The sequence below is a fragment of the Microbacterium sp. A84 genome (assembly GCF_051842815.1).
GTDB lineage: Bacteria > Actinomycetota > Actinomycetes > Actinomycetales > Microbacteriaceae > Microbacterium.
In genome coordinates this window covers 124,719-149,515 of sequence record NZ_JBPXMS010000002.1, presented here as the reverse complement: position 1 = coordinate 149,515, position 24,797 = coordinate 124,719, and the positions used below count along the sequence as shown (strand labels likewise).

The window sequence follows — 24,797 nt, the reverse complement described above, 5'->3', positions numbered from 1 at the left end:
TAGAAACCGTGACTTCGAGCCCTGCCGCCCCGGGTTCGCGACTCGCGAACCGGCTCGGCTTCAGCGACCGCGTTTTCATCGGCCGCGCCGCACGTCGCGTCGCCGATGAGATCGAAGCCGGCCTCGACCTTGTCGAGAGCGGGCTTGCCGTGGATCTGCGCGTCGCCGACTCCATTGCGGATGCCGCATCCCGCTACCTCTACGAGGCGGGAGGCAAGCGCATCCGCCCGGTGCTAACGCTGCTGACCGCCCAGCTCGGTGAGGGCAACATCCCCGCGGTGATCGACATCGCCAAAGCGCTGGAGATGACGCACCTCGGCTCGCTTTATCACGATGACGTCATGGATGGCGCTGACCGCCGCCGTGGGGTTCCCGCCGCGCACGCGGTGTGGGGCAACAACGTCGCGATCCTTACCGGCGACATCCTGTTCTCCCGTGCCAGCCAGCTCATGGCTCGCTACGGCGACCGCGCGATCAGACTGCAGGCCGACACCTTCGAGCGCCTCGTCATGGGGCAGCTGCACGAGACGGTCGGGCCGCAGCCCGGCGACGATCCGATCGAGTTTTACATCCAGGTGCTCGCCGACAAGACCGGATCGCTGATCGCCGCGGCGACGCAGGGCGGTGCGATCTTCTCTAACGCGCCCGCCGAGTACGTCGAGCCGCTGCGCGTGTACGGCGAGAAGGTCGGCGTCGCCTTCCAGCTGCTGGATGATGTGATCGATCTGTCCGCCAAGCCCGAGGAGACCGGAAAGGTCCCCGGTACTGATCTTCGCGCGGGCGTGCCGACAATGCCGTACCTGTTGTTGAAGGCAGAATCGGATGCTGCGGCCGCTGACCTCGCCGCCCGCATCGACGACGGAGTGGCACGTATCGCCGAAGGTGCGGATGCCGCGCTCCTCGACCAGCCGCTGGCTGAGCTGCGCGACCACGCGGTGACGCAGAAGACGCTCGAGCTCGCCCGCACCTGGACGCGCGACGCCATCGGCGTACTGGCGCCGCTGCCCAAGGGCGCGGTGCGTGAGGCTCTCACCCGCTTCGCAGAATCTCTTGCTGACCGCAGCAGCTGATCGAACCTCGATCGCTGCAGCATCCGAAAGGACACTCATGACCAAGCTCAGGCTGGCCATCGTCGGGGCAGGCCCCGCCGGAATCTACGCCGCTGACATTCTGCTCAAGACCGAGCGGTCCTTCGACGTCTCCATCGATCTGTTCGAGCAGCTGCCTGCGCCGTACGGCCTTGTTCGCTACGGTGTCGCTCCGGATCACCCGCGCATCAAGGGCGTCATCAACGCACTTCGTGACGTGCTCGACCGCGGCGACATCCGCATCTTCGGCAACGTGCGCTTCGGCGAGGACATTACCCTCGAAGACCTGAAGAAGCACTACAACGCGGTGATCTTCGCTACCGGAGCCATCCGCGACACGAAGCTCGACATCCCCGGAGTCGACGCCGACGGATCATTCGGTGCGGCGGACTTCGTCAGCTGGTTCGACGGACACCCCGATGTGCCGCGCGAGTGGCCGCTGGATGCCGAGTCGGTCGCCGTGCTCGGCAACGGCAACGTCGCACTCGACGTGGCGCGCATGTTGGCCAAGCACGCACAGGACCTGCTGCCGACCGAGATCCCGGACAACATTCACGCGGGGCTCGAGGCCTCGAACATCACCGATGTGCACGTATTCGGTCGCCGCGGCCCCGCACAGGTGAAGTTCACCCCGCTTGAGCTGCGCGAGCTCGGCGATCTGCGCGATGTCGACGTGGTCGTCTACGACGAAGACTTCGACTACGACGAGGCATCCCTCGCCGCGGTCGCGAGCAACAAGCAGGTCAAGGTCATCGACCGCGTGCTGCAGTCATGGCGCCAGCTTCCTTCGGCGAACAACGCCGGAGGCGAGGCATCCCGTCGCCTGCATCTGCATTTCTGGGCGAAGCCGGTTGAGATCAAGACGGATGCCGACGGCAAGGTCGCCGCGATCGTCTACGAACGCACGCGGCCAGACGGCTCTGGCGGGCTCGAAGGCACCGGCGAGCTGCGCGAGATCGCGATCGGACAGCTCTACCGCGCCGTGGGCTACTTCGGTTCGCCGCTGAAGGATGTTCCCTTCGACAAGCGCCACGGTGTGATCCCGAACCACGAGGGCCAGGTGGTCGCCAAGGACTCCAACGAGCGTGTTTCCGGCGTCTACGCCACGGGCTGGATCAAGCGCGGACCGGTGGGACTCATCGGCCACACCAAGTCGGATGCAATGGAAACCGTGCAGCATCTGGTCAACGACCAGGGCTCGTGGTGGCATCCGGAAGACCCCTCCGAGGAGGCCATCCCGGCGTTGCTGGGGCAGCGCGGCGTGAAGTGGACCGACCTCGACGGCTGGCACCGCCTCGACCAGCACGAACTCGCCCTCGGCGAGCCGCACGAGCGTGTGCGCATCAAGGTCGTCCCGCGCGACGAGATGGTGCGGATCTCCCGCGGGGAGTAGCTCCGCCTGGCGGCTCCGGCCGACGAGCATCCGGTACACATGCAGTGCCATCGAACGGATGCACGGCGACACGCCGTAGTTTCGCCCTGCACCCGTGCTTTCGCCCTGCAGGTGTGCCGGGGAAACAGGGCGGCCCCCGTGCACCCTATGCTGATCGCATGAACAGGCCTGCGGCGATCATGACCACCGCTCTTCTCCTCACGCTTCTCGCCGGATGCACCGGCCAGCCAACGCCGACGCCAGAGCCGACGGTCAGCACTGCCCCGTCGCCGAGTCCGAGTGCCACCGAGGACCCGCTACCGGGTTCTGCGCCGGTGAGCGCCTTCGACGTCGACTGCGATCAGGTTGCTGCGGCGATGGACAAGTTCGTCGGATTCGGGGCTGATGGTGTGAAGGAACGCATCGCGCTGGCATCCGCGCCCGGTTGGTACGCGGGCCCTGCCGAGTTCATGACGCAACGTGCAGGCGGCACCGTGTGTGCGTTCGACGCAGTGCCAAGCGCGGACGGTGCGCAAGACAGTTGGCACGTCATGATCGTCCCCGGCGCCCAGGCGATCGTTGACGCGGTGGTCGCTGCGGGATACGACGAGATGCCATCGGAATGCTACGACGGCGCCTGCGTGCTGATGGCCCGCGAGGGTGATGCGCTGCTGGTCGGCGAAGTGTCCGCACCCGCGCTGACGCCGGACGACACCATGGGCGCGCGCGTCTTCGCCCAGTCCTGGGTCGACAAGGCGGCGGCGAGCCAGCAGGAGGAGGGCTACGAGGTGGCGCACTCTGCGATCGCAGGGGCCGAGTGCGATCAACTGCTCTCTGTGGAGCAGTTGGGTGCACTCTGGGGCGTGCCGGCGCATCTCGGCGGCCGTTTCGGCGGCTGGGGTGTTCCGGCCGAGGTCTACCACGTGGTCAACGGAGGCGCCCTGTGCCTCTATACGGATGAGGGCGGATATGAAAGCGAGCAATATCTGCTGCTCACCGATCTTCCCGGTGGTGTGTGGGCCTTCGACATCCTCGAGGGGCGGACGGCGATTACCGTGGCGGGAGCCGATGCGGCGTACTCCGGTACCGACGAGGCGGCATCTCCGAGCCCCATCGTCGACATCCTCGTCGGTGACGACTGGATTCGACTGACCGGGGCTGTCGGAGGCTCAGCCGGTGATCTCACGGCCGTCGCCGAGATCGTGGCGGCCAACGCCGCCGCACTTCAGTGATGCCTCACCCTGACTAGGGTGGTCAGCATGGCGCAGTGGGTTCCGGATGTCCTCGAAGACGAGTTCGAACAGCGAACCCTCCCGCTGGGAAAAGACGACCAGGGTGAGGTCGTTGCGACGCTGGTGCGCGCGCTGCCTGAGCCGGTGCCGCCGCAGCCCGCTGGTTGGGAGCGGTTCGTCCGCCGTCTTCGCGGTCTGCCACTGCAGGATGATCCGCCGCTGCTGGACGGCGTCGACGTGCTCTACGTGCACGGCTGGTCGGACTACTTCTTTCAGAAGCGCCTGGCCAGGTTCTGGTCGGCGCGCGGCGCGCGTTTCTTCGCGCTCGACCTGCGCAAGTACGGTCGCAGCCTTCGCGATGGCCAGACGCCCGGGTACATCACAGACCTCAAGACCTACGACGAGGACATCGCGGCCGCGGTCGAAGCCATCGCCGAGGATGCCGACACCTCGCGTGGTCCGCGACGCCTGGTGCTGATGGGGCACTCGATGGGTGGCCTGGTGCTGAGCCTGTGGGCATCCCGGCATCCGGATGCTGCGGCAGCTGTCATCCTGAACGCGCCGTGGCTGGAGTTTCAGCTCGCCCCGCTGCGCGCGGCGATCGCGCCGATGGTCGAATTGCAGGCGCGACTGCGTCCGCTGGATGTCACGCCGCAGATCGACCTCGGCTTCTACGCGCGTGCACAGGCCGAGGTCGCCGACGTGGATGACGCGATGACGACGAACTTGCAGTGGCGGCCGACGCCAGCAATGGCCGTGCATGCGGGGTGGTTGCATGCCATCCTGGACGGCCACCGCGCGGTAGGTGAGGGGCTGTCGATCCCGGTGCCGGTGTGCGTGCTGCTGTCGGCGCGTTCGGCGCTGCCGTCGCGCTGGTCGGAGGATCTCACCTCGGCCGACACTGTTCTGGTGGTCGATGACATCGCGCGCCGTGCGCTGAAGCTCGGAGCATCCGTCACGGTCGAACGCGTCGACGGCGCACTGCACGACGTGTTCCTGTCACGCAAGCAGGCGCGCGATGATGCCTACGCGCGGATGGAGCGCTGGGTGACCGGGTGGGTTCACACCAGCCCGTGAACGGCACGCGCGGCGCGCTCGGCGGCGGACGAATCACCCGCCAGGATTGCTTTTCGCAGTGCGGCCCAGGCGGGAAGTGATGCTTCCCGCTGTGCGGGATCCCGCACCAACCGCTGCAGGTTGCGCGTCAGAGCGAGGCTCGCTTCGTCGAGCAGGCTGTGCTGCAGGAAGTTGTCACTGTGCTTCGACAAGTACGTGAAGAGGTCCCGCCGTATGAGCGAACTCGTCGTTTGATCATCGGTCGCTGCGACGATCCGATCGATCATGCTCGCCGCCTCGGCGCGCTGCTCGTCGTCCATCCGCCCCGCTGCAAGGTGGGCGACGAACCCCGATTGGAATCCGGCGAACTCGCACGAGGCCTCGAATGTGGCATCCGTGACTTCACTCACCTCGGTGTATCGGCTGGGATACATGCGCACCAGACCGATGCGCTCGAGTCGCTGCAGGGCTTCTCGTACCGGCATCCGCGACACGTGCAATTCGCGCGCCAACTCGATATCTCTGATGCGCTCGTGCGGTTTGAGCTGACCGCTGAGGATTGCCTCTCCGACATGCCGGAAGACGTCCTCGGCCAACAATTGCTTCTTACCCCCGATGCGGAGTGAACCCGTGTTTAACATGGGATCCTCGCCCCCAAACCACTCATATCCCGGACGCCCCATTGTGCCGGGAGAGTAACTACATCATGAACTTGGGCAAGATGCCAACCCCGCGCGATCTTGCGCATCGAACCCCAAACGTGAGTGGCCAGCGGGCCGGAACCCGCTGACCACATCGACGTGACCACCGCGATCGAGAGTCTCGCCCGACTCCTGTGCTGAAGTCACGCGTCCTGAACCCCCAGACTCGGATGCGTGACGACCAGCTGTTCGATGCGGCACGGTTACGTCGGGGCCGCCTCCGGTTGCGGCCTCGTTTCAGTCTTGACGATCGCGACCCATATATCAGTATCCAACGACCCATATACCGGTATGCAATGTGGCCGCGTCAGCCTGCCGGAGGTGCAGCCGGGTTGCTGGACGGCACGGCATCCGCGCCGTAAAGGGTGGCGATGATGGTCTTGGCGACTACGACGGGCGACGGGCTCCGCGACGCCGCGACAAGCCGGACGATGACACGCATGGAAGATCCATGCTGGGTAGCGTATTCGCGCGTACGGAGCGGTCGTATAGACCTAGGTCGCCAGAATTGACGCGCGGCTGAGCAAGATCCGCGTCGCGCTTGCACCGGCGTTGAGATCGCGGTCATGATGAGACTGCGTCGAGCGCGAAACGCACACACTTTCACGGCTGAGGATTTTCTGATGAGCATGGGCGCGAGCGCACCGATACGGCGATCCTTCAATCGCGCACTCCTCGCGATTCTGTGTCTGGGGCTCGTGCTTGTGCTTACGCTCACTGCCCTGCTGCCGCTCGAGGGCCCGTTCGGCCTGGTGCTTGCACTCTTCCCGATCAACGTCTTGATCTATCTCGGGGCGGGCTTGCTCGCCTGGTATCACCGACCGAGCAATCGGATGGGCGCATTGATTCTGCTCACCGGTGTGTGGGTCTTTCTCGGCGGTGCGGGCAACACCGACGTCCCCGCGCTCGTCTGGCTCGGCACCATCGCCGGCAGCATGCCGCTCGCCGGGTTCGTGCACCTGCTGCTGGCGTTTCCCGCCGGCCGGGTGCGCGGGAGGATCTCACGTATGACGGTGATGGTTGCCTACGGCACCTCGCTGCTTCTGGAAGCTCCCAGCTATCTGTTCGTGGCGAACCCGGGTGTCCCCGGGCTGGCGATTGCGGATGCCCCTGAGCTTGCCCGGTGGGGTGGGATCGTTCAAGAAGCAGTCGGTTTCGTCGTCCTGGCGAGCACGCTGGTGCTGCTCACACATCGCCTCCGGCGTTCATCGACTACTGAACGGCGCGTGCTCGTGCCCTTGTACGGGTACGGAATCGCTGCCGTTGTCGTCATGCTGTTCGCCGCCCGTATCCTGCGACCGGTCTTCGCGTGGGCGCCGCAGGACGTTGCTGCGTTGCAGCTGCTCATGTTCTGCGGGGTTCCCATTGTCTTCGCGCTCGGAGTGTTGCGAGGTGGGGTGGCTCGGACGGGTGAACTAGAGGAGCTGGGGGTCTGGCTGGGGGAGGCCGGGCGCACCAAACCGGAGATCGGCGCGGCACTGGCTCGCACGCTCGGCGACCCGACACTTGAAGTATGGTTCTGGGTTCCTGGCCGCAACGGGTACGTCGATACGGAAGGTGTTGAGGTGACGGCGGCGCGCGAGCAGGCGAGCCGTGGGCTCGAGCCCGTCGAGCTGGATGGGCGCAGAATCGGCGCGATCTCGTGCGACATCGCGCTTATGGCCGAGCCAGAGCTCGTGCGTACCGCTGGTCGAGTCGTCGCGATCGCGCTCGACCGCGAACGGCTGATCGCCGAGCTGCTCGCGAGCGGTCGCGCGTTGCAATCTTCTCGCGAGCGACTGGTCGAGGTCGCCGACCGTGAGCGTCGACGCATCGCGCAGGATCTGCATGATGGGCTGCAGGTGCAGCTGGTTCTTCTGGCACTCGAAGCACAGCAGATCGCGAACGCGGGCGATGACGGGGATGCGGTGCAGGAGCGTGCCACCGAGTTGCGCAAGGGAATCGACACGGCAGCGGCCGGACTGCGCGAGGTGGTGCACTCGGTCATGCCGGCCGCACTGACCCAACGCGGGCTTTCGGCCGCGGCCGAAGACCTGGTGGACCGGATGCCGGTGCCCACAACTTTGACGCTCAGTATCAGCGACAATGAATGCTCGCCCGTGGTCGAAAGTACCGCCTACTTCGTGGTGGCCGAGGCTCTCGCGAATGCGGTGAAGCACTCGCGCGCCGGAGCGATCGCGGTGCAGCTGAGTCGAGCAGGCAACGTGCTGCACGTCGAGGTGCGCGACAACGGTGATGGTGGTGCGAGGGAGGGCCGGGGGTCTGGTCTTACCGGAATGGTCGAGCGGGTGGAAGCGCTGGGCGGCCGGGTACACATCGAGAGCGCAACCGGCGCCGGCACAACTATTCGGGCGGAGATCCCATGCGGGTTGTAATTGGGGAAGACGAGGCCCTGCTGCGGCGCGGTCTCGAACTGATGCTGGGTGACGCCGGCTTCGACGTGGTGGCGGTCGCGGCTGACGCGTCGGAACTTGAGGAGGCCGTCGCCGCGCAACGGCCTGATCTTGTTGTCACCGACATTCGCATGCCGCCGGGCTATACCGATGAGGGACTGCTTGCCGCCTTGCGCATCCGCGCGCGGTTTCCGGGGACCGCTGTCGTTGTGCTCTCGCAGCATGTGCAGCGGCGATATGCCGTGGAGTTGCTCTCTGACCACACCGGGGGCATCGGCTACCTTCTCAAACAACGCATTGCCGACGTGGATCAGTTTCTGGCGGACCTGCACCATGTCGCAGAAGGGGGCACAGCAATCGACCCCGATGTCGTCGCGGTCATGGTCGCGCGCGCACGTCGATCGGATTCGGCGGTTGGAGCGTTGACCGCGCGGCAACAGGAAGTGCTCGGTCTGATGGCAGAGGGGCGCAGCAACGCATCAATTGCGGCGCGGCTCTTCCTCACCGAGAAAGCCGTCGTGCAGCACGCTTCTCGCATCTACGATGCACTCTCGCTGGCCGTCGATTCCGATGCGCACCGCCGCGTGCTCGCGGTGCTTCAGTACCTGAACCGGGGCTGACGCCGAACTGCAGTTCAGCGTGCCTCGTCGATCCGCAGGGTGCACGATCGCGCGTCGTCGGTCAGCATCGCGTCGACCGACGAGGTCTGGCCGTCGTACTTGCGCCGCAATTCGTCGTCGATCTTCAGCTGGACCTCGTCGTCGACCGGCACGTATACGGTCGCGACCTGCGCGCGCGGAAGGTCTAGCGCAGCAACGCGATCACGCTCCGCGATCGCACCGTCGCCGAGGGCAAATGCCACCGGGCGTCCGGCGCGCACATGCTGATACCACCAGGCGGTTGCTCCGTGCACCGATCGCACATAGGGCACACCATCGATGACCATCGACCAGATCGGCGTGGCGATCGGATCGCCGTTGGCTCTCGTGGTGACGATGGCGACCACCGAGGTCTCGTCCAATACCCGTACGACAGTGTCAAAGCTCATGCCGCTGAAGTTACCGCACCCGGCGATGATCCCGGGCGGCCCCGCCGCTCACCTGGCGGAAGAAAAACCCGGCTCCAATTCGCATTGCAGCCGGGTTATTCTTCCCGCGTCACGCGGAAGCACCAGGAATACACCTGGTCAGCGCGGTGCGCTACCGGTAGTTGATGAACTGCAGGTCGACGTCGAGGCCTGAACCCTTGAGCAGGGCGATGACGGCCTGAAGATCGTCGCGGTTCTTGGACTGCACGCGCAGCTCGTCGCCCTGGATCTGGCTCTTCACGCCCTTCGGGCCCTCGTCGCGGATGATCTTGCCGATCTTCTTCGCGTTCTCGGAGGAGATGCCGTCCTTGAGCTCGGACACGATGCGGTACTCCTTGCCGCTGGCGAAGGGATCGCCGGTCTCGAGGCTCTTCAGCGAGATGCCGCGCTTGATGAGCTTGGTCTGGAACACGTCGAGAACGGCCTTCGCGCGCTCTTCGGTGTTCGCCTTGATCAAGATGGATTCACCACTCCACTCGACGGACGCTCCAGTGCCCTTGAAGTCGTAGCGCTGCTCGACCTCCTTGCGGGCCTGGTTGAGGGCGTTTTCCGCCTCCTGGTGGTCGACCTTGCTGACAATGTCGAACGATGAGTCTGCCATGCCGCCATCCTATCGATTTTGCCTCTGAGGCGGGTTCCTGGAAGCGCTTCCATGGCGCAGGAGCGGGCGTTGCGTGGGTTACAGGTTGATATCACTACGCGCTCCCGTTGCAATGAGGGCGGGGTAGCAGGCATACTGTAAGCGCTTGCAGTAACGCAGGTCTTCCGCATTCAGAGAGGCAGACACCAATGAAGGTGCACAAGAAGGGCATCGTCGCGTTCGGCGCATTCGCCGTGATTTCGACGCTGACGCTCGCCGGTTGCTCATCGAGCAGCACCCCCACCGATGACTCCGACGCCGCGGCCGAGTTCTCCGGCGAGATCACAGTCTGGGCCGACACCAACCGCGCCGCCGTCCTCGAGGACGCCGCGAAGAAGTTCACCGCCGACACCGGCGTGAAGGTCACGATCGTCGAGAAGCAGATGGACGAGGTGCGTACGCAGTTCGTCCAGCAGGTGCCGACCGGCAAGGGTCCTGACGTAGCCGTCGGCGCACACGACTGGCTGGGTGAGCTCGTCACCAACGGCGTCGTCGCCCCGGTCGAGCTCGGTGACCGTGCAGACGAGTTCCAGCAGATCGCCCTCGACGCCTGGAACTACGAGGGGCAGAACTACGGCATCCCCTATGCCATCGAAAACATCGCACTGCTGCGCAACGCCGATCTCGTTCCTGAGGCGGCCACCGACTACGCGGACATGATCGCCAAGGGTCAAGCCTCCGGCGCCGAGTACCCGTTCCTGGTCGGCCTTGACCCCGAGGCATCCGATCCTTATCACCTGTACCCGTTCCAGACCTCGTTCGGCGCTCCGGTGTTCGGCACGAGTGCCGACGGCTCCTACGACGCAACCGACCTGCAGATCGGCAACCCCGGTGGTGAGCAGTTCGCAGCGTGGCTGCAAGAGCAGGGCGCCGCGGGTGTTCTGAACACGAACATCACCCCCGACATCGCGCGCGAGAGCTTCTTCGCCGGCAAGTCGCCGTTCTACCTGACCGGTCCGTGGAACGCCACCGACGCGATCGACGCCGGGCTCAACGTTGAGATCGACCCGATCCCGGCCGCGGGCGATCAGGACGCGCAGCCGTTCGCCGGAGTGCAGGGCTTCTTCCTCAGCTCCGAGAGTGAGAACCGCCTCGCCGCTAACGAGTTCCTGCTGAACTATGTCGGCAGCGAAGAGGTGCAGACGGCGCTCTACGAGGTTGGCGGACGCACACCTGCACTGACGGCATCCTACGAGGCAGCCATCGCGGCCGACCCGATCACCGCCGGCTTCGGCGAGGTCGGCGCCAACGCCGTGCCCATGCCCTCCATCCCTCAGATGGGATCGGTCTGGGAGTACTGGGGTGTCACCGAGGTGGCGCTGATCAACGGCCAGGGTGACCCGGCCGAGCTCTGGTCGAAGATGGCCACCGACATCCAGGGCGCGATCGACTGATCAGCTTGACTAGCGGAGTGACGTCCACACCCGGGCGTCACTCCGCTGGCACACGGATGCACGCCGACAAGATCACGCGAACCAGAAGGAACCGATGAGCACGCCGACCAACGTAGACACCGACGCGGTCGCGCCGAGCAGCAGATCCCGCCGCGCAGCGCGAATCGCGGATGCCGCGAGCATCGGCTGGAAGCTGATGCTGTTCAAGGTCATCGCCCTTGGCATCATCGACGCGCTCGCCGTTTACGCGATCTTCGTCCTCCTGCAGAGCGAGCAGTGGCTGCCAGCATCCATCGTCGCAATCGTTACGGCTATCGCGAACTGGATCTATTTCAGCCGCGGCAATCTGCCGGCCAAGTACCTCGTCCCCGGCCTGATCTTCCTGTTTGTCTTCCAAGTCTTCGCGGCGCTCTACACGGGCTATATCGCCTTCACGAACTACGGTACCGGGCACAACAGCGACAAGGACAGTGCCGTCAACGCGCTTATGCTCTCGGCGCAGGAACGCGTGCCGGACTCTGCCGCCTATGACCTCACTATCGTCGAGCAGCTCGGCGAGTTCTCCTTCCTGGTCACATCGCCCGACGGTGACGTCGCCATCGGTGGCGAAGAGCGTCCCCTTGAAGTAGTCAACGGCGCCGAGATGGACGGCAATATGGCCGTCGGTCTCTCTGGCTACAACACGCTCGGCTTCGCACAGATTGTTCAGAATCAGCAGGCGATCGCGGATCTGGCAGTGCCGATCAGTGACGACCCGAATGACGGCGCCCTGCGCACGCCGGATGGATCGAAGGCCTACGTCTACGTATCCTCGCTCATCTATGACGAGGCCGCCGCGACCATGACCGACACTCGATCTGGAGACGTCTACTCGGATATCGGTACCGGCGCATTCACTGCAGCCGACGGCACCGAGCTCATGCCCGGCTGGCAGATCAACGTCGGCTTCGACAACTTTGTCAAGGCGTTCGGCGCCGAATCTGTCCGCGGACCGTTCCTCTCGGTGCTGGTGTGGACCTTCGCCTTCGCGATCCTGTCGGTCGCGACCTGCTTCGCGCTCGGCCTGTTCATTGCGGTGGTGCTCAATGACCCGCGGATGAAGTCGAAGAAGTACTACCGAGTGATCATGATCTTGCCGTACGCCTTCCCCGGGTTCCTCTCGGCGTTGGTGTGGGCCGGCATGATGAACCAGGAGTTCGGATTCCTCAATGCCGTCCTCTTCGGCGGGGCAGAGATCCCCTGGCTGACCAACGAGTGGTTGGCGAAGATCAGCATCCTGCTGGTGAATCTCTGGTTGGGCTTCCCATACATGTTCCTGATCTGTACCGGTGCCTTGCAATCGATCCCGGAAGATGTGCAAGAAGCGGCCCGCGTCGATGGCGCCAGTGCGTGGAGAGTGTTCCGCTCGATCAAGCTGCCGTTGCTGTTCGTGTCGGTGGCGCCACTGCTGATCTCGTCGTTCGCATTCAACTTCAACAACTTCAGCTTGATTTACATGCTCACCGGCGGCGGGCCGCGCGATATCAGCGCTGGCATGAACGTCGGCGCGACCGACATTCTCATCACGATGGTGTACAAGGTCGCCTTCGTCGGCTCGAACGCTGATTACGGTCTGGCCAGCGCCTTCTCGATCATCATCTTCCTCGTCGTCGCCGCGATCTCGATCGTCGCATTCCGGCATACCAAGTCTCTTGAGGAGTTGAACTGAAATGACTTCCGTGAAGCCCGATTCGACGACAGCGATCGTGACTGCGGATGCCGGGATCCCCGGTGTCGGCAAAGCACCCCGTCGTCCATTCAAACGCTACTTCCGCGAGACCGGCTGGCGGCACATCGTCGGGATCGTTGTGGGTGCGTTCGCACTCTTCCCGCTGCTGTACATCCTCAGTGCATCGCTGAACCCCGGCGGCACGCTACTGACCGCGAACTCTCTGTTCAGCAACATCAGCTTCGACAGCTACGTGACGCTGTTCAACAGTCCGCGAAGCCCTTATGCGGCGTGGTTCGTGAACACGCTGATCATCGGCCTGGTGACTGCGGTGTTCACGGTGATTCTCGGCGCTCTCGCCGCCTACTCGTTCTCGCGCATGCGCTTCACCGGTCGCCGCTTCAGCCTCACGGCGTTGCTGGTCGTGCAGATGTTCCCGCAGATGCTGGCGATGGTCGCGATCTTCCTGATCATGGTCGCCATCGGCGACGTCTTCCCGGCGATCGGCCTGAACTCGCAGATCGGCCTGATCATGGTCTATCTCGGCGGGGCATTGGGCGCGAACACGTACCTGATGTACGGATTCTTCAACACTGTTCCTTCGTCGATCGACGAGGCCGCGAAGATTGACGGCGCCGGACACGCGCGCATCTTCTTCACGATCATCCTGCGCCTTGTCGCTCCCATCCTCGCGGTGGTGGGACTGCTGAGTTTCATCGGCACGAGCAGTGAGTTCATCTTGGCGAGCCTGATCCTCGTCGATCCTGAGAAGCAGACGCTCGCGGTTGGCCTCTACAAGTTCGTCTCCGATGAGTTCTCGAAGAACTGGAGCGTCTTCGGCGCTGGCGCCGTTCTTGCCGCGGTCCTTCCGGTGGCGCTGTTCCTGGCGTTGCAGAAGTACATCGTCGGGGGTCTGACAGCCGGTAGTGTGAAGTAGCGTTCTGCGCCGATGAGGCGCACAATGTAACAACAACTCAAGGGCTCTGTCATGGCACCCGCCTTGCAACCACGTCGATTTCCGGCGATGGAGCATCGCCGTCAACCGAAAGGTCCTGACATGACAATCCTTCTTCCCCATCACGACGGCTCGCCCCTGCACGTCTCGAACTCCGCTCCTGCGTTGGGCGAGCAGGTCACAGTGCGAGTGCGCGTCCCGGCAGGCTACGGTCAGCTCAAGGCCGTACGTGCGCGCTCCAACCCTGATCATGAGCCGGAATGGACGGACGCTCGTCGCATCGGCAGCACCGACAGCTGGCACTGGTGGGAAGTGGACATCACGGTTCGCAACCCCCGTCATGGTTACCGGTTCATGCTGTTGCACGTCGACGGTCGGGTCGAATGGCTGAACCAGGCGGGTCTCCACTCGATCGAGACCGTGGATGCCGACGACTTCGCTCTCGTCGCAAACGAGGCCCCACCGGCGTGGCTGAACGAATCGGTGATGTACCAGGTGTTCCCCGACCGCTTCGCCCGTTCAGCGCAGGCCGACGAGCATCCCGCCCCGGACTGGGCAATGCCCACCGACTGGAGCACACCCGTTGACCCGGTGATGCCTGCGCGCTCGAGCCAGTTCTACGGCGGCGACATCCCCGGAATCATCGAGAAGCTGGACCACCTCGTTGAGTTGGGCGTGAACCTGCTCTATCTGACTCCGGTGTTCCCGGCGGCATCCAACCACCGCTATGACGCGTCAAGCTTCGATCGCGTCGACCCGCTCCTGGGTGGCGACGAGGCGTACATCGAGCTGATCGAAGCGGCACACGCCCGCGGCATCCGTGTAATCGGCGATCTCACCAGCAATCACTCCGGTGACCGGCACGAGTGGTTCCAGGCTGCGCTCGGCAACCCGGGGGCCGAGACTGAGAGTTACTACTACTTCACTGACGAGGGCAATACTGAGTACGAGACGTGGCTGGGGGTGCCCTCGCTGCCGAAGTTCAACTGGGAGTCGCAGGCGCTTCGCGAGCGTTTCGTCTCAGCGGAGGACTCGATCGTCGCGAAGTGGTTGAAGCCGCCGTACAACGCCGACGGCTGGCGGGTCGATGTGGCGAACATGACCGGGCGTCTCGGCGCTGTCGATGTGAACGCCGAGGTGCGCGCGCTGCTGCGTGAGTCGATGCGCCGTATCAATCCCGACGCGATCCTGCTGGGTGAGTCCACGAACGACGCGGTCAGTGACCTGCAGGGCGACGGATGGCACGGCGCGATGACGTATCCGCCGTTCACTCGTCCGCTGTGGGCTTGGCTGTGTGAGGCGAACTTCGCACCCTATCTGACAGCTCAGGGGGACGAGCAGACCGAGCCGTGGTTCTTCGGGCTGCAGACCGGCGGCATCCCTCGGTACACGGCTCGCGATTTCGTCGACAGTGTGACTGCATTCACCGCCGGCATTCCGTGGCGGGTGAGGCAGGGCAACATGCAGCCGCTCGACACTCACGACACTGCTCGCTTCGCGACGAACGCGGCACCGGGAACCGTGCCGGTCGCGGTCGGTCTGTCCATGACGATGCCGGGGTTGCCGGTCGTCTTCGCCGGCGACGAGTTCGGGCTTACCGGAGTCGACGGCGAGGCCAGTCGGACGCCGATGCCGTGGGGATCCGAACAGGAGCCTGCCGTCGCGGAGCGCTTGGCCGAGTATCGCTCGCTCATCGCGCTGCGTCGTGAGCATCCGGTGCTCGGCACGGGCGGTATGCGCTGGTTGCACGTGGATGACGAGACGATCGTGTTTGTCCGCGAGTCGGCGCAGGAATCCGTGCTCGTGCTGGCGACGCGCAGCGGAGCGGACATCGTGCTGGATGCCGCATCGATCGCAGGTATCGGGCAGGCGCGGATGCTGTTCGGCTCGGCGGTACTGACGGCGGCTGGTGCAATCACCATCGAGGCGTCCGGTGCGTCGTTCGCCGCCTGGCATCTCCCCGGAGTCCCAACCCCCTAGGTCCCCCGTTCTGGGGTGCTTGGGTGCCTTGTCCCTGGTTGCGAGTGGGCGCTTGTGGCTCGAAATTTGCGAAAAATAGAGCCACAGGCGCCCGCTCGCAAGGGGTCGCGGGGCGTAAACGAGGGCTATCTTGCGAGGCATGCTATCTTGTGATGCATGACAGCGGACGTCGGAGCGCAGATGCGCAAGGGAGTGGTCGAGTATTGCGTACTCGGCCTCCTCGCGCGCGAGCCGATGTATGGCTGGCAGCTGTCAGAGGCGCTGACTGGCGCCGGGCTGATCGCGAGCATCGGCACGCTTTATCCATTGCTCGGGCGCCTGCGCGATAACGGCTGGGTGAGTACTTTCGATCGGCCGAGCGAGTCCGGCCCGTCGCGCAAGTACTACCGACTGACGGATGCCGGAATCGCGCAACTCGCGCAGTTCCGCACACAGTGGATGCCGTTCGCCCGAGTCGTCACCGGACTCATCGGAGAGGAACCCTCATGAACATCGCCGACGCTGATCGCCTGCGCGGAGACTATTTGACGCGCCTGGATGCTGCGATGCGCAATGTGCCGCACGGCGTCGCCGCCGAGATTCGTGGCGGGATCCTTGAGGAGCTGCAGGGTCTGGATGCCGCGGCCACCGCCGCCCGGATCGCACAGCTCGGTGATCCAGAGGCTGTCGCCCGCGAGGCGCAAGAAGAGGTGCCGGTACCTGTGCCGCCGCCGACCGCACCCTCGGTGCGGAATGCGCCGGCGACGAGCACGCGCGGCTTCGCCATCGCTGCCGCGCTGACTCTGAGTGTCGGCGGCATCGTGCTGCCGTTCGCCGGCTGGGTGGTCGGCGTGGTGCTGGTCTGCTTCAGCTCGCTGTGGCGGGCGTGGGAGAAGGCGGTTGCGATCATCGTGCCGTTTGTTGCGCTGATCGTCATAGGTGGTGCGGGACTGCTCGCCTTCCAAGCTGCTCCCGGCGGCGCAATGGGTACATCGACCGGGAGCGGCGAGTTCTCTGCACCTGTGAACAACCCGCTGCTGCCAGCGACGTACGACCTCGTCTGGAGCGGGCTCGTCGTGGTCGGCATCCTGCTCATTCCGGCATCCGGCCTCTGGCTCCTCTGGCGCCTGCGCCGGCGCCCCCACGCGCCCCGCACCTAACTCCGCCCCGCCCCACATGAGCTGATTGCGAGTGGGCGCGCGTGGCTCGAAAATTGCGAAAAATAGAGCCACAAGCGGCCACTCGCAACGGCAGTCAGAGGGGGAGTGCGTGTCTGCGGCGGGGGAGAGCCCGAGCGGTCGTACCTTGGAGGCATGGCCGGGGTCGCGGGGCGCAATCGGGTGATCAGCTGGATCGCCGGCATCTTCTGCGTGGGCGTCATCGTGGCGCTGCTCTGGTTCGCCGCTCCGATGGCGACGGACCTGTTCAACTTCCTCGGCGACACCCTGCGCGGCGCGGATGCCAGCACGGCGGCATCCACCCTGAAATCCAGCGGGTAGAGCGACACGTCGGCACGCCTCCGCAGCCGCATGACCATGCGGAGATAACCTCACATTGCACATATCCGACGAGAGGCGCCCCCATGAGTGACCCCGAGGTTCCCCAGCCCGAGCAGCCGGCAGACGTCAACGACGTCGTCGACAGTGCCAACGCTGGACTCGCCGAGGCCGAGGCGGCCGCCGCCGAGGTACCCGGTGCTGACACTGCTGGCGCAGACATCGACGGCGCTGCAGACGGCGCAGCCGAAGGCGCTGACGCGCACGTCGCCGGCGCAGAATCTGCTGGCATTGACAGTGTCGCGGATGCTGTCGACCCCGATCTCGCCGCATTCGAAGAGGCGGAGAGGGCGCATCCTGGTACATTCGGCGCCCCGGAATCCTTCGCATCTTCGGCGTCTTCCGAGCCGTCCGAGGCTATTGACGAACGCGCCATCGCGCCTGCCGACGCATCCAGCGTAGACAGCTGGCCCGCCGCGCCCGCCGCCGACGCCGACGACGCATCCATCGCCGACACCGCGTACCTGCCGCCGGCCGCAGACGACACCGCGACCCGCGTCGTTCCGTCGGAGCCGGTTCCCCAGCCGAGCGTCTCGTCTGACTCGATCGTCGCCGCGCCGCCGGCTTTCTCGCAGCAGCAGCAGCCGATCTTCGTGCAGGCCCCCGAGCCGCCGCGTGAACGCAACAACCGTGGCACCGCGGCTGGCATCGGCCTGCTCGCAACGCTTTCTTTCGCAATCCTGTACCTCGCCACTGCTCTGGGCCTGGGCGCTCTTGCTGGCGACGTCACGGGTGAGAACATCGGCGAAGCCGCACTTGCTCCGTTGACCACCTGGGGTTTCTGGGTTCCGGTCGTCGTGTTCTTCATCGGATTCTGGCTGCTCGGTGCGATCATCAACCGCGGCCGCTGGGGTCGCTGGGTAGTCTTCGGCATCATCGTCGGCATCTTCGCTTACGCCGGTCACATTCTCGGTCAGCTGTTCGAGGCGCCGTTCTGGGCCGTCACCGCCAGCGAGGGCAGCGAGCTCGTCGGTTCGCAGCTGCTGGCGCCGCTCGCCATCGCCGCATTCGTGTTCGGTCGCGAGCTCACCATCTGGTTCGGCGCGTGGGCTGCTCGCAGTGGCGCTCGCAAGACCGAACTCAATGCCGAGGCTCAGCGTGAGTACGAGCGCACGCTTGAGGCCGGCCCGAGCCTGCCGAGGTAATCACGACCACTTCAACGCCTGACCCTCGCGGCCCCGTGCCTGCGGGGGTTTCGGCCGCCTTGGCGACAGTCATGACGACGATCGGTTTCTTCGCTCTCGCTGTTTTCGGCCTGGGCGCGTTGAGCATCGCGACGGATGCTGACATCATCGCAATCCCGGGAGTGGGCCAAGCGCCGGGCATCGTAGGCATGGTCATCGCCGTCGCGGTGTTCGCAGGCATCCTCTGGTTGGCTGTGCGGATCAAGCATCCGCGCTTCCGCTCGGTGTGGACAATCTCGATCACCACCGCACTCGTACATCTGCTGGCTGTCGGTCTGGTCGCCGCGATCGCGACGGGCGAGTTTGTCACGGCGATGGCGGTCATGGGTGGGCTGATCACCGGGGGAGCGAGCCTCGTGATTCTTCTGGTGGCCGCCGTGGCATCCTGGGCCGGAGTTGCGCTCCGCCGGACGAAGGCGAAACATCCGCAGTGGCCCTGGGAGCGCGAGGATCCGAACGGGTCCTAACCAACCACCCCCGGAAATCTCGGCTGAACACGCAGATCGCCGTACTCTGGGAACGTGGAGCGGTCGATAGAGACGCAGGTTGACCAGGCCGTCGAGGCCTGGTTGCGCTGGGTGCCGCGCTGGGAGCCGCCCACGCACCGCGGTCGCGCCGCCCCGTGTCGACTCTGTCTCGGCTCGCCGATCCTTTCCGCCGCCGGTATCGGATCGAACGTTCCGCACGGTGTGCAGCACGGCTTGTCCACCCGGATCAAGCGGGTCGTCGATCACTCCGTCGCCGGGTACACCGCGCGCAACCTGCCCATGTTGCAGATGGAGCTCGACCAGCAGGCCGAGCGCAATCGCGCCCGCAGCTATCGCCCGTCCGAGGATCTCGCGCCGGAGTTCGAGGGCATGCCGCTCGATCCGGATCCGACGCCTGGCGCCCCTTTTCTCTTCACGATCGCGGGCCTCGCGGATGACGCCAGCGTCGAGCTTCCCCCGCTGCCGCCGCTGAGCGACGAGGCGAAGGCCGCGCTGCGGCAAGAGGTCGGCCTCGCCGATGAGTACGCCAATATGGTCGGACGCGAGATCTGCGGCATCCTGCTGCGGCATCGTCTGAACGTGCAGGCCGCGATTTCGCAGCACGTCGAACCGCAGATCGAGGCGCTGCTGGCCGAGCTCACGGAGTCGCTCGACTCTCCGTTCGACCCCGAGGCCCCTTAGCCCGGCGGGCCCCGCCCGCGCGCCCCCTGCCGCCCGTCCCGTGCGCCTTCCCGTCCACCCGCCCCGACTGAGTCACTACTTTTCGCCGAAGTGACCATCGCCTGCGTGAGGCACCATCGCGAGCGTGGTGCTTCACGCGCTCTGTGTCGCCCCGCGCCGGTGATGGTGGGTCATTGCGCCTGGATGCTGCGCACGGGCATCTGTTTCGACCCTCGAGTCCCGCCGCACCCATCTCGCTCGACGCACCTGGGCCCGATCGAGACAACATCCCCCGCACGCTGCGACAGCCGCAGAGTGAGCCACCATCGTGGACATGGCGTCTCACGCGCTTCGTGTCGCCGCGCGCCCAGGGTGTTGTCTCACACCCGAATGCCGCGCCGCTCGGATGCCGGGCCGCCCAAGCACCGGCCGCCCAAGCACCGGCCCCAGGCACCGGCCACCCAGGCGCCGGGCCGCCCAGGCGCCGGGCGCCTTGCACCCCGCGCGCGCCCCACTCCGTGCATTCCCTGTGAGAGCGTCCGCCTGGCTTGAGCCACCCGGGCATCCCGAGCTATCGTTTTTCGATAGATACCGGCCGCTTATCGATAGGTAGATTCATGCAACCCCGTGTGACCGCTGTGTTGAAGACGCTGATCGCCGTGATGATCCTGTTGTTGCTCGCCGCTCAGGTGTGGATGATTCCTGGCCTGGCCGCTGCCACGGCGGACCGCTTCCCCGAGTTCGCTCACCTTGAGATCCCCGGCGTCATCGCCGCGGTGGTGTTTCTCGTCTGTGTGGAGGTTGTGCTGGCCTGCATCTGGCGGCTCCTGTCGCTCGTGCGCACCGAGCGGATCTTCAGCTCGAACGCGTTCATCTACGTCGACGTCATCATCGGCACGATGGTCGCAGCCAGCCTGATCATCATCGTCTCGAACGTGATCATCGCGGCTGCGCAGGCGGGGTCGCCTTCGATCCTGCTCGTCTCGATCCTCGGGGTCGTCGTCGGCATCGCCCTCGCCCTGCTGGTCATGGTGCTGCGCGGACTCCTGCGCAAGGCGCTCGAGCTCGAGCAGGACATGTCCGAGGTCGTCTGATGCCCATCGTCATCGACCTCGACGTGCAGTTGGCGCGCAAGAAGATGAGCGTCCAGGAATTCGCGGATGCCATCGGAATCACCCCCGCGAACGTCGCTGTGCTCAAGAACGGACGCGCCAAAGCCGTACGTTTCACCACCCTCGAGGCCATTTGCCGCGTGCTGGAATGCCAGCCTGGCGACATCCTACGGTGGACCGCCGACACCACCACCGACACCGACACCGACACAGAATCGGGGGAGTGATGAGTGCCGCGACCGACACGATCAACTGGGCCGAACCCGTCGCCCAGCGACTTCTCGACAGCACCGTCTGCCCCGTCTGCGCATCCGACAATCTGAAAGATGGATGCTGCGCCCACTGCGGTGCAGACCTTCGCGGTCCCGTCGGAATCCAGGTGTGGAACGCCTCGATATCCGCGGCCGCCGCATTACGTGCACGCGACGCGCTGCTCAGTCGCGTCCCTCGAGTTGTGGATGCCCCGGCCACGGCGCCGGCGCCGGCAATCCCACAGCCGACCGCGCCACCTGCCCCACCACAAACCCCGCCACCCACCAAACCGAAACCCCACCCCCAGCCGCGCAGCAGCGCCACGGTCCAGTCCGTACTGGCGATCGCCGGCGCCGGACTCTTCGCGATCGCCGCGCTCATCTTCACCTTCCTGAATCCCGACCTCTCCGACCGAGCCGCGCGCAGTGTCGTGGTCGGGCTGGTGACGCTCGTCTTCCTCGGTGGAGCGTGGATGCTCGCCCGTCGAGGACTCCAGTTCTCCGCCGAAGCCGTCGGCGCCCTCGGGCTCGTCTTCGTCGCGATCGACGTCTACTCCTTTGCGCAGATCGGCGACACGTCCGCAGCCACCTGGATGCTGGCCGCGCTCGCAACCGCGGTCGCCAGCGCAGTGATGCTCGCCGCAGGCAGGCTGTCAAAGATCGGGGTCTCGAGAATCAGAGTGTGGCCGTGGGCAGCACTGATCGGCGTCGCCGTCGTGCCCGCGATGCTCGGCTACGCCGCGGGTGCGGTCTATGTCTCAGCCCTGGGACACATCGGCACCGCTCTCCTGGCCGCCGTGCTCGTCAGAGTGTGGCCGCCCGTAGCGCAGCGCTCGCTCACCGCGATTCAGGTGGCTGCGGTGCTGAGCGCTGTGCCCCTCGCGGTGCTGGGATCCTTCTGGTTCTCCGGCACGGTCACGATCATGCTCGGCATCAGCCTGGTGCTCGCGCTCATCGCCGCGCACGCGCTCTTCGCCACGCACGAGCTGTTGAGGCACTGGTGGAGCCTCGTCGCCGGGGCCTCGGCGACCACGGCATTCGTGCTCGCGGTCACTTCGCCCGTGGCTCACGCGGCAGCAGAGTGGATGCCGGCAGCGCTCCCGACGGCCGCGGCATTCGCGTTCGCCCTCATCGCGGTGTCGCCGTTGCCGCGCACGGTCGCTCGCTCCACTCTCGCGATCGGTGGCGTCATCGTGGTTGCGCTGATCGGACTCCTGCCCCTGACCTATGCCGCAGTCGCAGCCGTCGACACCCTGACCGACGTGGTGCGGGGGACCGGACCCCTCCTGTCAGGGGAGCCAGGAGAATGGGCCCCGGTGCTCGGAATGGTCGGGGTCGCCGCCGGAATCGCCCTGTTCGGCGGACTGGCACGAGACCGAGACGTCCAAACCCAGGAACACCAAAACCAAGACCGCCAGACCCAAACCCAACACCAGACCCTCCGCCCCTTCGCCGCAACCACCGACGTCATCGCGATCGGTGCGGCGGCGCTGGCAATCCTCACTCTGGCCTGCAGCAACCTCCTTCCGCTCCCTGCACGCCTGATCATCGTGCTCGCCTCCGCAGCAGCCGCGGCTATCGCGCTGAGAGCGATCCCGAGCATCCGCAACACCGCGCTGGTGAATCGCGTGGTGCTGATCATTGGCATCCATACGGCGATCGCGGTCGGAGCGCTCATCTCCTGGCTTGACCCCCAGTCCGCACCACTGTCCGGTCTCGGCGTGATCGCGGCCCTGGCGCTTGCGGCCATGGCACTGCCCGCAGGCATCCGCTTCCTGCATGTCGGCGTCGGGTTCGCCTACGCGCTGGTGTGTCTCGGGCAGGCGCTCGCGCTGACCGAACTCGGCAGCATCGCGGTGCTGTGCCTGGTGGCATCCGCTGGTCTCGTCGGCGCGATCGTCGTGACCTTCTTGCCTCAGGTCAGCTCGCGCAATTGGTACGCCGTGTTGGTCGTGACGGTGGTGCCATTCGCCGCCGGCATCGTGCAGGTGATCTTCGAGCGCAGCGGCTGGACAGCACTCTCGACCGCCCTCATGTTTGCGCTCGCCCTGTCGCTTTTGCTCACCCGTCGCCCCGGACTCAACATCGTCCTGCGCACGCTCGCGGCCGGGATGCTGGTGCCCACCGTCGCCGTCGTCGTCGTGTGCCTGGGCGCCCAAGTGCTCGCGATCAGCGCCTCGCCGGTCACCCTGCCGGTCATCGCGGCGATCGTCGCGCTCGTGCTTCCGAGCACCACACTCATCAGAGATTCCCTGCGTCGAAATGGCCTACCAGCGGATGCCTCGGCCGCCGTCCGCGTGGCAATCGAAGCATCCGCACTGCTCACCGGAATGATCGCCACCGCGCTCGCGCTCGCACGAGAGGCAGCCGGGCTCGGAACGACTTTCCTGGTGCTGGTGATCCTCGGTATCGGAGCGGCCGCCAGCGCTGTATTCACCCGTCGTCGCTACGGCTGGTGGGTGACGGGAGCCGCGTTCACCGGTGCGCTCTGGTGCGTGTGGACCATGAACGGCGTCGACCTGCTCGAGGCCTATCTGCTTCCGCCCGCGTTGGCCGCGGCGCTCATCGCGGCGATCCTCGCCGCGCGTGGCGTGGAGGTGCGCGGCCTCTACGCCGCCGGACTCGGCGTCGCCATACTGCCCAGCATCGCGCTGCTCGCGCTCATCGAACCGGATGCCCGCACCGCAGCGGACGTGCCCTGGCGGGCCTTCGCGCTCCTGGCCGCCGGTGCTTTGCTCCTCGGAATCGGCGCCTTGCTCGCCCGCCTCGGGCGTCAGCTGCGCCGAGCACGATTGCGGATGCTCGTACCAGCGACGCTCGCGGCGGCGGGTCTCGCTGCGATCGCAGGCCCGATGCAGGGCATCCGGATGGGCATCGGCGCCGACCTCACCTTCCTACGCGGATCGACGCTGTTCCTCGCGTGCTTCGGGGTATCGGCGCTCGCTGCGCTCATTCTCGTCTTCGCTGGCCGTGGCATCCGATTGGCGGCGCGTGCGAAGTCGCGCCTGCGTACCTCGCGCTGGATATTCGCGCCCGCAGTACTCGCGCTCGCCGCCGGAACCTGGTGCGCGATCGAACGCGACTGGGGATCGATCTGGATGATGTGGATGCTCATGATCGGCATCCTCGCCGTCATGCTCACGGCCGCCGTCCGGGCAGAGCGCACGACGCTGCCGCCGGTGTGGTTCCTGTTCGGCGTCGCGTTCGTCACCGCGGTGGTCGCGTGGAGTCCGCGCGATCTGCGGGTGGAGTGGTTTTCGTTGCCGCTCGGCGCCTTCCTCTTGCTCGGCGGAATCGCCGGGATGCGTGGAATCGGCGGGATGCGGCGGCACGAGGGGGAGTCCGGCGGCATGCTCGGGAACTGGCCCGCCGGTCGCACCGGCTCCTGGATGCTGCTCGCGCCGGGCATCATCACGATGATGAGTGCGTCGATCGTGGCGACGTTCACCGATCCGCTGACGTGGCGGGCGATCCTGGTGATGGTGCTCGCGCTCGCAGCGATCATGGTCGGTGCTGGCCGCCGCTTGGCTGCTCCCTTCATTATCGGGATGCTCGTGCTGCCGATCGAGAACGTCTTCGTCTTCTCGGTGCAGATCGGCCGTGGGATCGAGTCGATGCCGTGGTGGATCACGCTCGCCGTCATCGGCGCGGTGCTGCTCATCATCGCCGTGACCTACGAGCGGCGCAGCGAGGATGCCTCGACCGTGGCCGCCCGCATCCGCGACCTCCGCTGAGCCTCGCCTCGCCCCCGCTCGCCCCGCCCACCCGATCCCGCCGCGAGAATGGCCCTGCTGCACGAGACAGGTGTTCCCGCGGCCTTTCTCATGCGGCAAACCCATTCTCACGGCCGCATCCCACCCTCGAGCACCTCGATCGACTCACCTGGGCCGATCGACGCACCATCTCCCGCACGCCGCGACACCGACAGCATGAGCCACCACCGTAGGGATGGTGCCTCACG

At 65.8% G+C, this 24,797-nt stretch carries 23 protein-coding genes; 19 read left to right on the top strand and 4 right to left on the bottom strand.

Annotation, left to right across the window (positions count from 1 at the left end; genetic code table 11):
- Window positions 1–8 precede the first annotated feature (8 nt).
- The 4 genes from ACSU04_RS11085 to ACSU04_RS11070 all read left to right on the top strand — a co-directional run bounded on the left by ACSU04_RS11085 (window position 9) and on the right by ACSU04_RS11070 (window position 4,769).
- Entirely contained in the window at window positions 9–1,070 is a 1,062-nt protein-coding gene (locus ACSU04_RS11085; protein WP_439284819.1) for a polyprenyl synthetase family protein, read from the top strand.
- A gap of 37 nt (window positions 1,071–1,107) precedes the next feature.
- Entirely contained in the window at window positions 1,108–2,481 is a 1,374-nt protein-coding gene (locus ACSU04_RS11080) for an FAD-dependent oxidoreductase (RefSeq protein WP_439289532.1), read from the top strand.
- Between the two features lie 158 nt (window positions 2,482–2,639).
- A complete protein-coding gene (locus tag ACSU04_RS11075) occupies window positions 2,640–3,692 on the top strand; it encodes a hypothetical protein (protein WP_439289531.1) in 1,053 nt (350 codons plus the stop codon).
- Window positions 3,693–3,719: 27 nt separating this feature from the next.
- The gene (locus ACSU04_RS11070) at window positions 3,720–4,769 is read left to right on the top strand and encodes an alpha/beta hydrolase (RefSeq protein ID WP_439289530.1); all 1,050 of its coding nucleotides are present in this window, start codon (window positions 3,720–3,722) and stop codon (window positions 4,767–4,769) included.
- Here the strand turns inward: ACSU04_RS11070 and ACSU04_RS11065 are convergent.
- On the bottom strand, window positions 4,754–5,344 hold the full coding sequence (locus tag ACSU04_RS11065) for a GntR family transcriptional regulator (protein ID WP_439289529.1): 591 nt from the start codon (window positions 5,342–5,344) through the stop codon (window positions 4,754–4,756). The genes ACSU04_RS11070 and ACSU04_RS11065 overlap by 16 nt on opposite strands.
- Window positions 5,345–5,756: 412 nt before the next feature.
- The gene (locus ACSU04_RS11060; RefSeq protein ID WP_439284810.1) at window positions 5,757–5,891 is read right to left on the bottom strand and encodes a hypothetical protein; all 135 of its coding nucleotides are present in this window, start codon (window positions 5,889–5,891) and stop codon (window positions 5,757–5,759) included.
- A 181-nt stretch (window positions 5,892–6,072) separates the two neighbouring features.
- Between ACSU04_RS11060 and ACSU04_RS11055 the strand changes: the two genes are divergently transcribed.
- Both ACSU04_RS11055 and ACSU04_RS11050 read left to right on the top strand, forming a co-directional pair.
- The gene (locus ACSU04_RS11055) at window positions 6,073–7,824 is read left to right on the top strand and encodes a sensor histidine kinase (RefSeq protein ID WP_439289528.1); all 1,752 of its coding nucleotides are present in this window, start codon (window positions 6,073–6,075) and stop codon (window positions 7,822–7,824) included.
- Window positions 7,812–8,462 (top strand): response regulator transcription factor, encoded by a 651-nt coding sequence (locus ACSU04_RS11050; protein ID WP_439289527.1) that lies wholly within the window; start codon window positions 7,812–7,814, stop codon window positions 8,460–8,462. Before ACSU04_RS11055 ends, ACSU04_RS11050 begins: the two co-directional genes overlap by 13 nt.
- A 14-nt stretch (window positions 8,463–8,476) precedes the next feature.
- Here the strand turns inward: ACSU04_RS11050 and ACSU04_RS11045 are convergent, their stop codons facing one another.
- A complete protein-coding gene (locus tag ACSU04_RS11045; RefSeq protein ID WP_439289526.1) occupies window positions 8,477–8,890 on the bottom strand; it encodes a DUF2255 family protein in 414 nt (137 codons plus the stop codon).
- A gap of 151 nt (window positions 8,891–9,041) precedes the next feature.
- Window positions 9,042–9,530: a YajQ family cyclic di-GMP-binding protein gene (locus ACSU04_RS11040; RefSeq protein WP_439289525.1), complete on the bottom strand. Its 489-nt coding sequence runs from the start codon at window positions 9,528–9,530 to the stop codon at window positions 9,042–9,044.
- 188 nt (window positions 9,531–9,718) lie between these two features.
- Here ACSU04_RS11040 and ACSU04_RS11035 point away from each other — a divergent pair, with 188 nt between their 5' ends.
- The 13 genes from ACSU04_RS11035 (at window position 9,719) to ACSU04_RS10975 (ending at window position 24,570) form a co-directional block, all read left to right on the top strand.
- On the top strand, window positions 9,719–10,963 hold the full coding sequence (locus tag ACSU04_RS11035) for a sugar ABC transporter substrate-binding protein (RefSeq protein ID WP_439289524.1): 1,245 nt from the start codon (window positions 9,719–9,721) through the stop codon (window positions 10,961–10,963).
- 94 nt (window positions 10,964–11,057) lie between these two features.
- Window positions 11,058–12,671, top strand: a complete 1,614-nt coding sequence (locus tag ACSU04_RS11030) for an ABC transporter permease subunit (RefSeq protein WP_439284777.1) — start codon at window positions 11,058–11,060, stop codon at window positions 12,669–12,671.
- A gap of 1 nt (window position 12,672) precedes the next feature.
- Window positions 12,673–13,608 (top strand): sugar ABC transporter permease, encoded by a 936-nt coding sequence (locus ACSU04_RS11025; protein WP_439284775.1) that lies wholly within the window; start codon window positions 12,673–12,675, stop codon window positions 13,606–13,608.
- A 120-nt stretch (window positions 13,609–13,728) separates the two neighbouring features.
- Window positions 13,729–15,606, top strand: a complete 1,878-nt coding sequence (locus ACSU04_RS11020) for a glycoside hydrolase family 13 protein (RefSeq protein WP_439289523.1) — start codon at window positions 13,729–13,731, stop codon at window positions 15,604–15,606.
- Between the two features lie 156 nt (window positions 15,607–15,762).
- The gene (locus ACSU04_RS11015; protein ID WP_439284771.1) at window positions 15,763–16,095 is read left to right on the top strand and encodes a PadR family transcriptional regulator; all 333 of its coding nucleotides are present in this window, start codon (window positions 15,763–15,765) and stop codon (window positions 16,093–16,095) included.
- Window positions 16,092–16,745, top strand: a complete 654-nt coding sequence (locus ACSU04_RS11010) for an HAAS signaling domain-containing protein (protein WP_439289522.1) — start codon at window positions 16,092–16,094, stop codon at window positions 16,743–16,745. Before ACSU04_RS11015 ends, ACSU04_RS11010 begins: the two co-directional genes overlap by 4 nt.
- A gap of 153 nt (window positions 16,746–16,898) precedes the next feature.
- Window positions 16,899–17,084 carry a hypothetical protein gene (locus tag ACSU04_RS11005; RefSeq protein WP_439289521.1) on the top strand — a complete coding sequence of 62 codons (186 nt, stop codon included), beginning with the start codon at window positions 16,899–16,901 and terminating at the stop codon, window positions 17,082–17,084.
- Between the two features lie 83 nt (window positions 17,085–17,167).
- Window positions 17,168–18,286: an ABC transporter gene (locus ACSU04_RS11000; RefSeq protein ID WP_439289520.1), complete on the top strand. Its 1,119-nt coding sequence runs from the start codon at window positions 17,168–17,170 to the stop codon at window positions 18,284–18,286.
- 71 nt (window positions 18,287–18,357) lie between these two features.
- Window positions 18,358–18,792 carry a hypothetical protein gene (locus ACSU04_RS10995; RefSeq protein WP_439289519.1) on the top strand — a complete coding sequence of 145 codons (435 nt, stop codon included), beginning with the start codon at window positions 18,358–18,360 and terminating at the stop codon, window positions 18,790–18,792.
- Between the two features lie 54 nt (window positions 18,793–18,846).
- Window positions 18,847–19,494, top strand: a complete 648-nt coding sequence (locus tag ACSU04_RS10990) for a spermidine/putrescine ABC transporter substrate-binding protein (RefSeq protein ID WP_439289518.1) — start codon at window positions 18,847–18,849, stop codon at window positions 19,492–19,494.
- 596 nt (window positions 19,495–20,090) lie between these two features.
- On the top strand, window positions 20,091–20,567 hold the full coding sequence (locus ACSU04_RS10985) for a DUF2975 domain-containing protein (RefSeq protein WP_439289517.1): 477 nt from the start codon (window positions 20,091–20,093) through the stop codon (window positions 20,565–20,567).
- Window positions 20,567–20,812 (top strand): helix-turn-helix domain-containing protein, encoded by a 246-nt coding sequence (locus tag ACSU04_RS10980; protein ID WP_439289516.1) that lies wholly within the window; start codon window positions 20,567–20,569, stop codon window positions 20,810–20,812. Before ACSU04_RS10985 ends, ACSU04_RS10980 begins: the two co-directional genes overlap by 1 nt.
- Window positions 20,812–24,570 carry an SCO7613 C-terminal domain-containing membrane protein gene (locus ACSU04_RS10975; RefSeq protein ID WP_439289515.1) on the top strand — a complete coding sequence of 1,253 codons (3,759 nt, stop codon included), beginning with the start codon at window positions 20,812–20,814 and terminating at the stop codon, window positions 24,568–24,570. Before ACSU04_RS10980 ends, ACSU04_RS10975 begins: the two co-directional genes overlap by 1 nt.
- Window positions 24,571–24,797: the final 227 nt, after the last annotated feature.

What these genes read in the sequence shown, in the direction of transcription:
- ACSU04_RS11080 (WP_439289532.1), top strand. Translation starts at nt 1,108, where the DNA reads ATGACCAAGCTCAGGCTGGCCATCGTCGGGGCAGGCCCCGCCGGAATC.
- ACSU04_RS11075 (WP_439289531.1), top strand. Translation starts at nt 2,640, where the DNA reads ATGAACAGGCCTGCGGCGATCATGACCACCGCTCTTCTCCTCACGCTT.
- ACSU04_RS11070 (WP_439289530.1), top strand. Translation starts at nt 3,720, where the DNA reads ATGGCGCAGTGGGTTCCGGATGTCCTCGAAGACGAGTTCGAACAGCGA.
- ACSU04_RS11060 (WP_439284810.1), bottom strand. Translation starts at nt 5,891, where the DNA reads ATGCGTGTCATCGTCCGGCTTGTCGCGGCGTCGCGGAGCCCGTCGCCC.
- ACSU04_RS11055 (WP_439289528.1), top strand. Translation starts at nt 6,073, where the DNA reads ATGAGCATGGGCGCGAGCGCACCGATACGGCGATCCTTCAATCGCGCA.
- ACSU04_RS11050 (WP_439289527.1), top strand. Translation starts at nt 7,812, where the DNA reads ATGCGGGTTGTAATTGGGGAAGACGAGGCCCTGCTGCGGCGCGGTCTC.
- ACSU04_RS11045 (WP_439289526.1), bottom strand. Translation starts at nt 8,890, where the DNA reads ATGAGCTTTGACACTGTCGTACGGGTATTGGACGAGACCTCGGTGGTC.
- ACSU04_RS11040 (WP_439289525.1), bottom strand. Translation starts at nt 9,530, where the DNA reads ATGGCAGACTCATCGTTCGACATTGTCAGCAAGGTCGACCACCAGGAG.
- ACSU04_RS11035 (WP_439289524.1), top strand. Translation starts at nt 9,719, where the DNA reads ATGAAGGTGCACAAGAAGGGCATCGTCGCGTTCGGCGCATTCGCCGTG.
- ACSU04_RS11030 (WP_439284777.1), top strand. Translation starts at nt 11,058, where the DNA reads ATGAGCACGCCGACCAACGTAGACACCGACGCGGTCGCGCCGAGCAGC.
- ACSU04_RS11025 (WP_439284775.1), top strand. Translation starts at nt 12,673, where the DNA reads ATGACTTCCGTGAAGCCCGATTCGACGACAGCGATCGTGACTGCGGAT.
- ACSU04_RS11020 (WP_439289523.1), top strand. Translation starts at nt 13,729, where the DNA reads ATGACAATCCTTCTTCCCCATCACGACGGCTCGCCCCTGCACGTCTCG.
- ACSU04_RS11015 (WP_439284771.1), top strand. Translation starts at nt 15,763, where the DNA reads ATGACAGCGGACGTCGGAGCGCAGATGCGCAAGGGAGTGGTCGAGTAT.
- ACSU04_RS11010 (WP_439289522.1), top strand. Translation starts at nt 16,092, where the DNA reads ATGAACATCGCCGACGCTGATCGCCTGCGCGGAGACTATTTGACGCGC.
- ACSU04_RS11005 (WP_439289521.1), top strand. Translation starts at nt 16,899, where the DNA reads ATGGCCGGGGTCGCGGGGCGCAATCGGGTGATCAGCTGGATCGCCGGC.
- ACSU04_RS11000 (WP_439289520.1), top strand. Translation starts at nt 17,168, where the DNA reads ATGAGTGACCCCGAGGTTCCCCAGCCCGAGCAGCCGGCAGACGTCAAC.
- ACSU04_RS10995 (WP_439289519.1), top strand. Translation starts at nt 18,358, where the DNA reads ATGACGACGATCGGTTTCTTCGCTCTCGCTGTTTTCGGCCTGGGCGCG.
- ACSU04_RS10985 (WP_439289517.1), top strand. Translation starts at nt 20,091, where the DNA reads ATGCAACCCCGTGTGACCGCTGTGTTGAAGACGCTGATCGCCGTGATG.
- ACSU04_RS10980 (WP_439289516.1), top strand. Translation starts at nt 20,567, where the DNA reads ATGCCCATCGTCATCGACCTCGACGTGCAGTTGGCGCGCAAGAAGATG.
- ACSU04_RS10975 (WP_439289515.1), top strand. Translation starts at nt 20,812, where the DNA reads ATGAGTGCCGCGACCGACACGATCAACTGGGCCGAACCCGTCGCCCAG.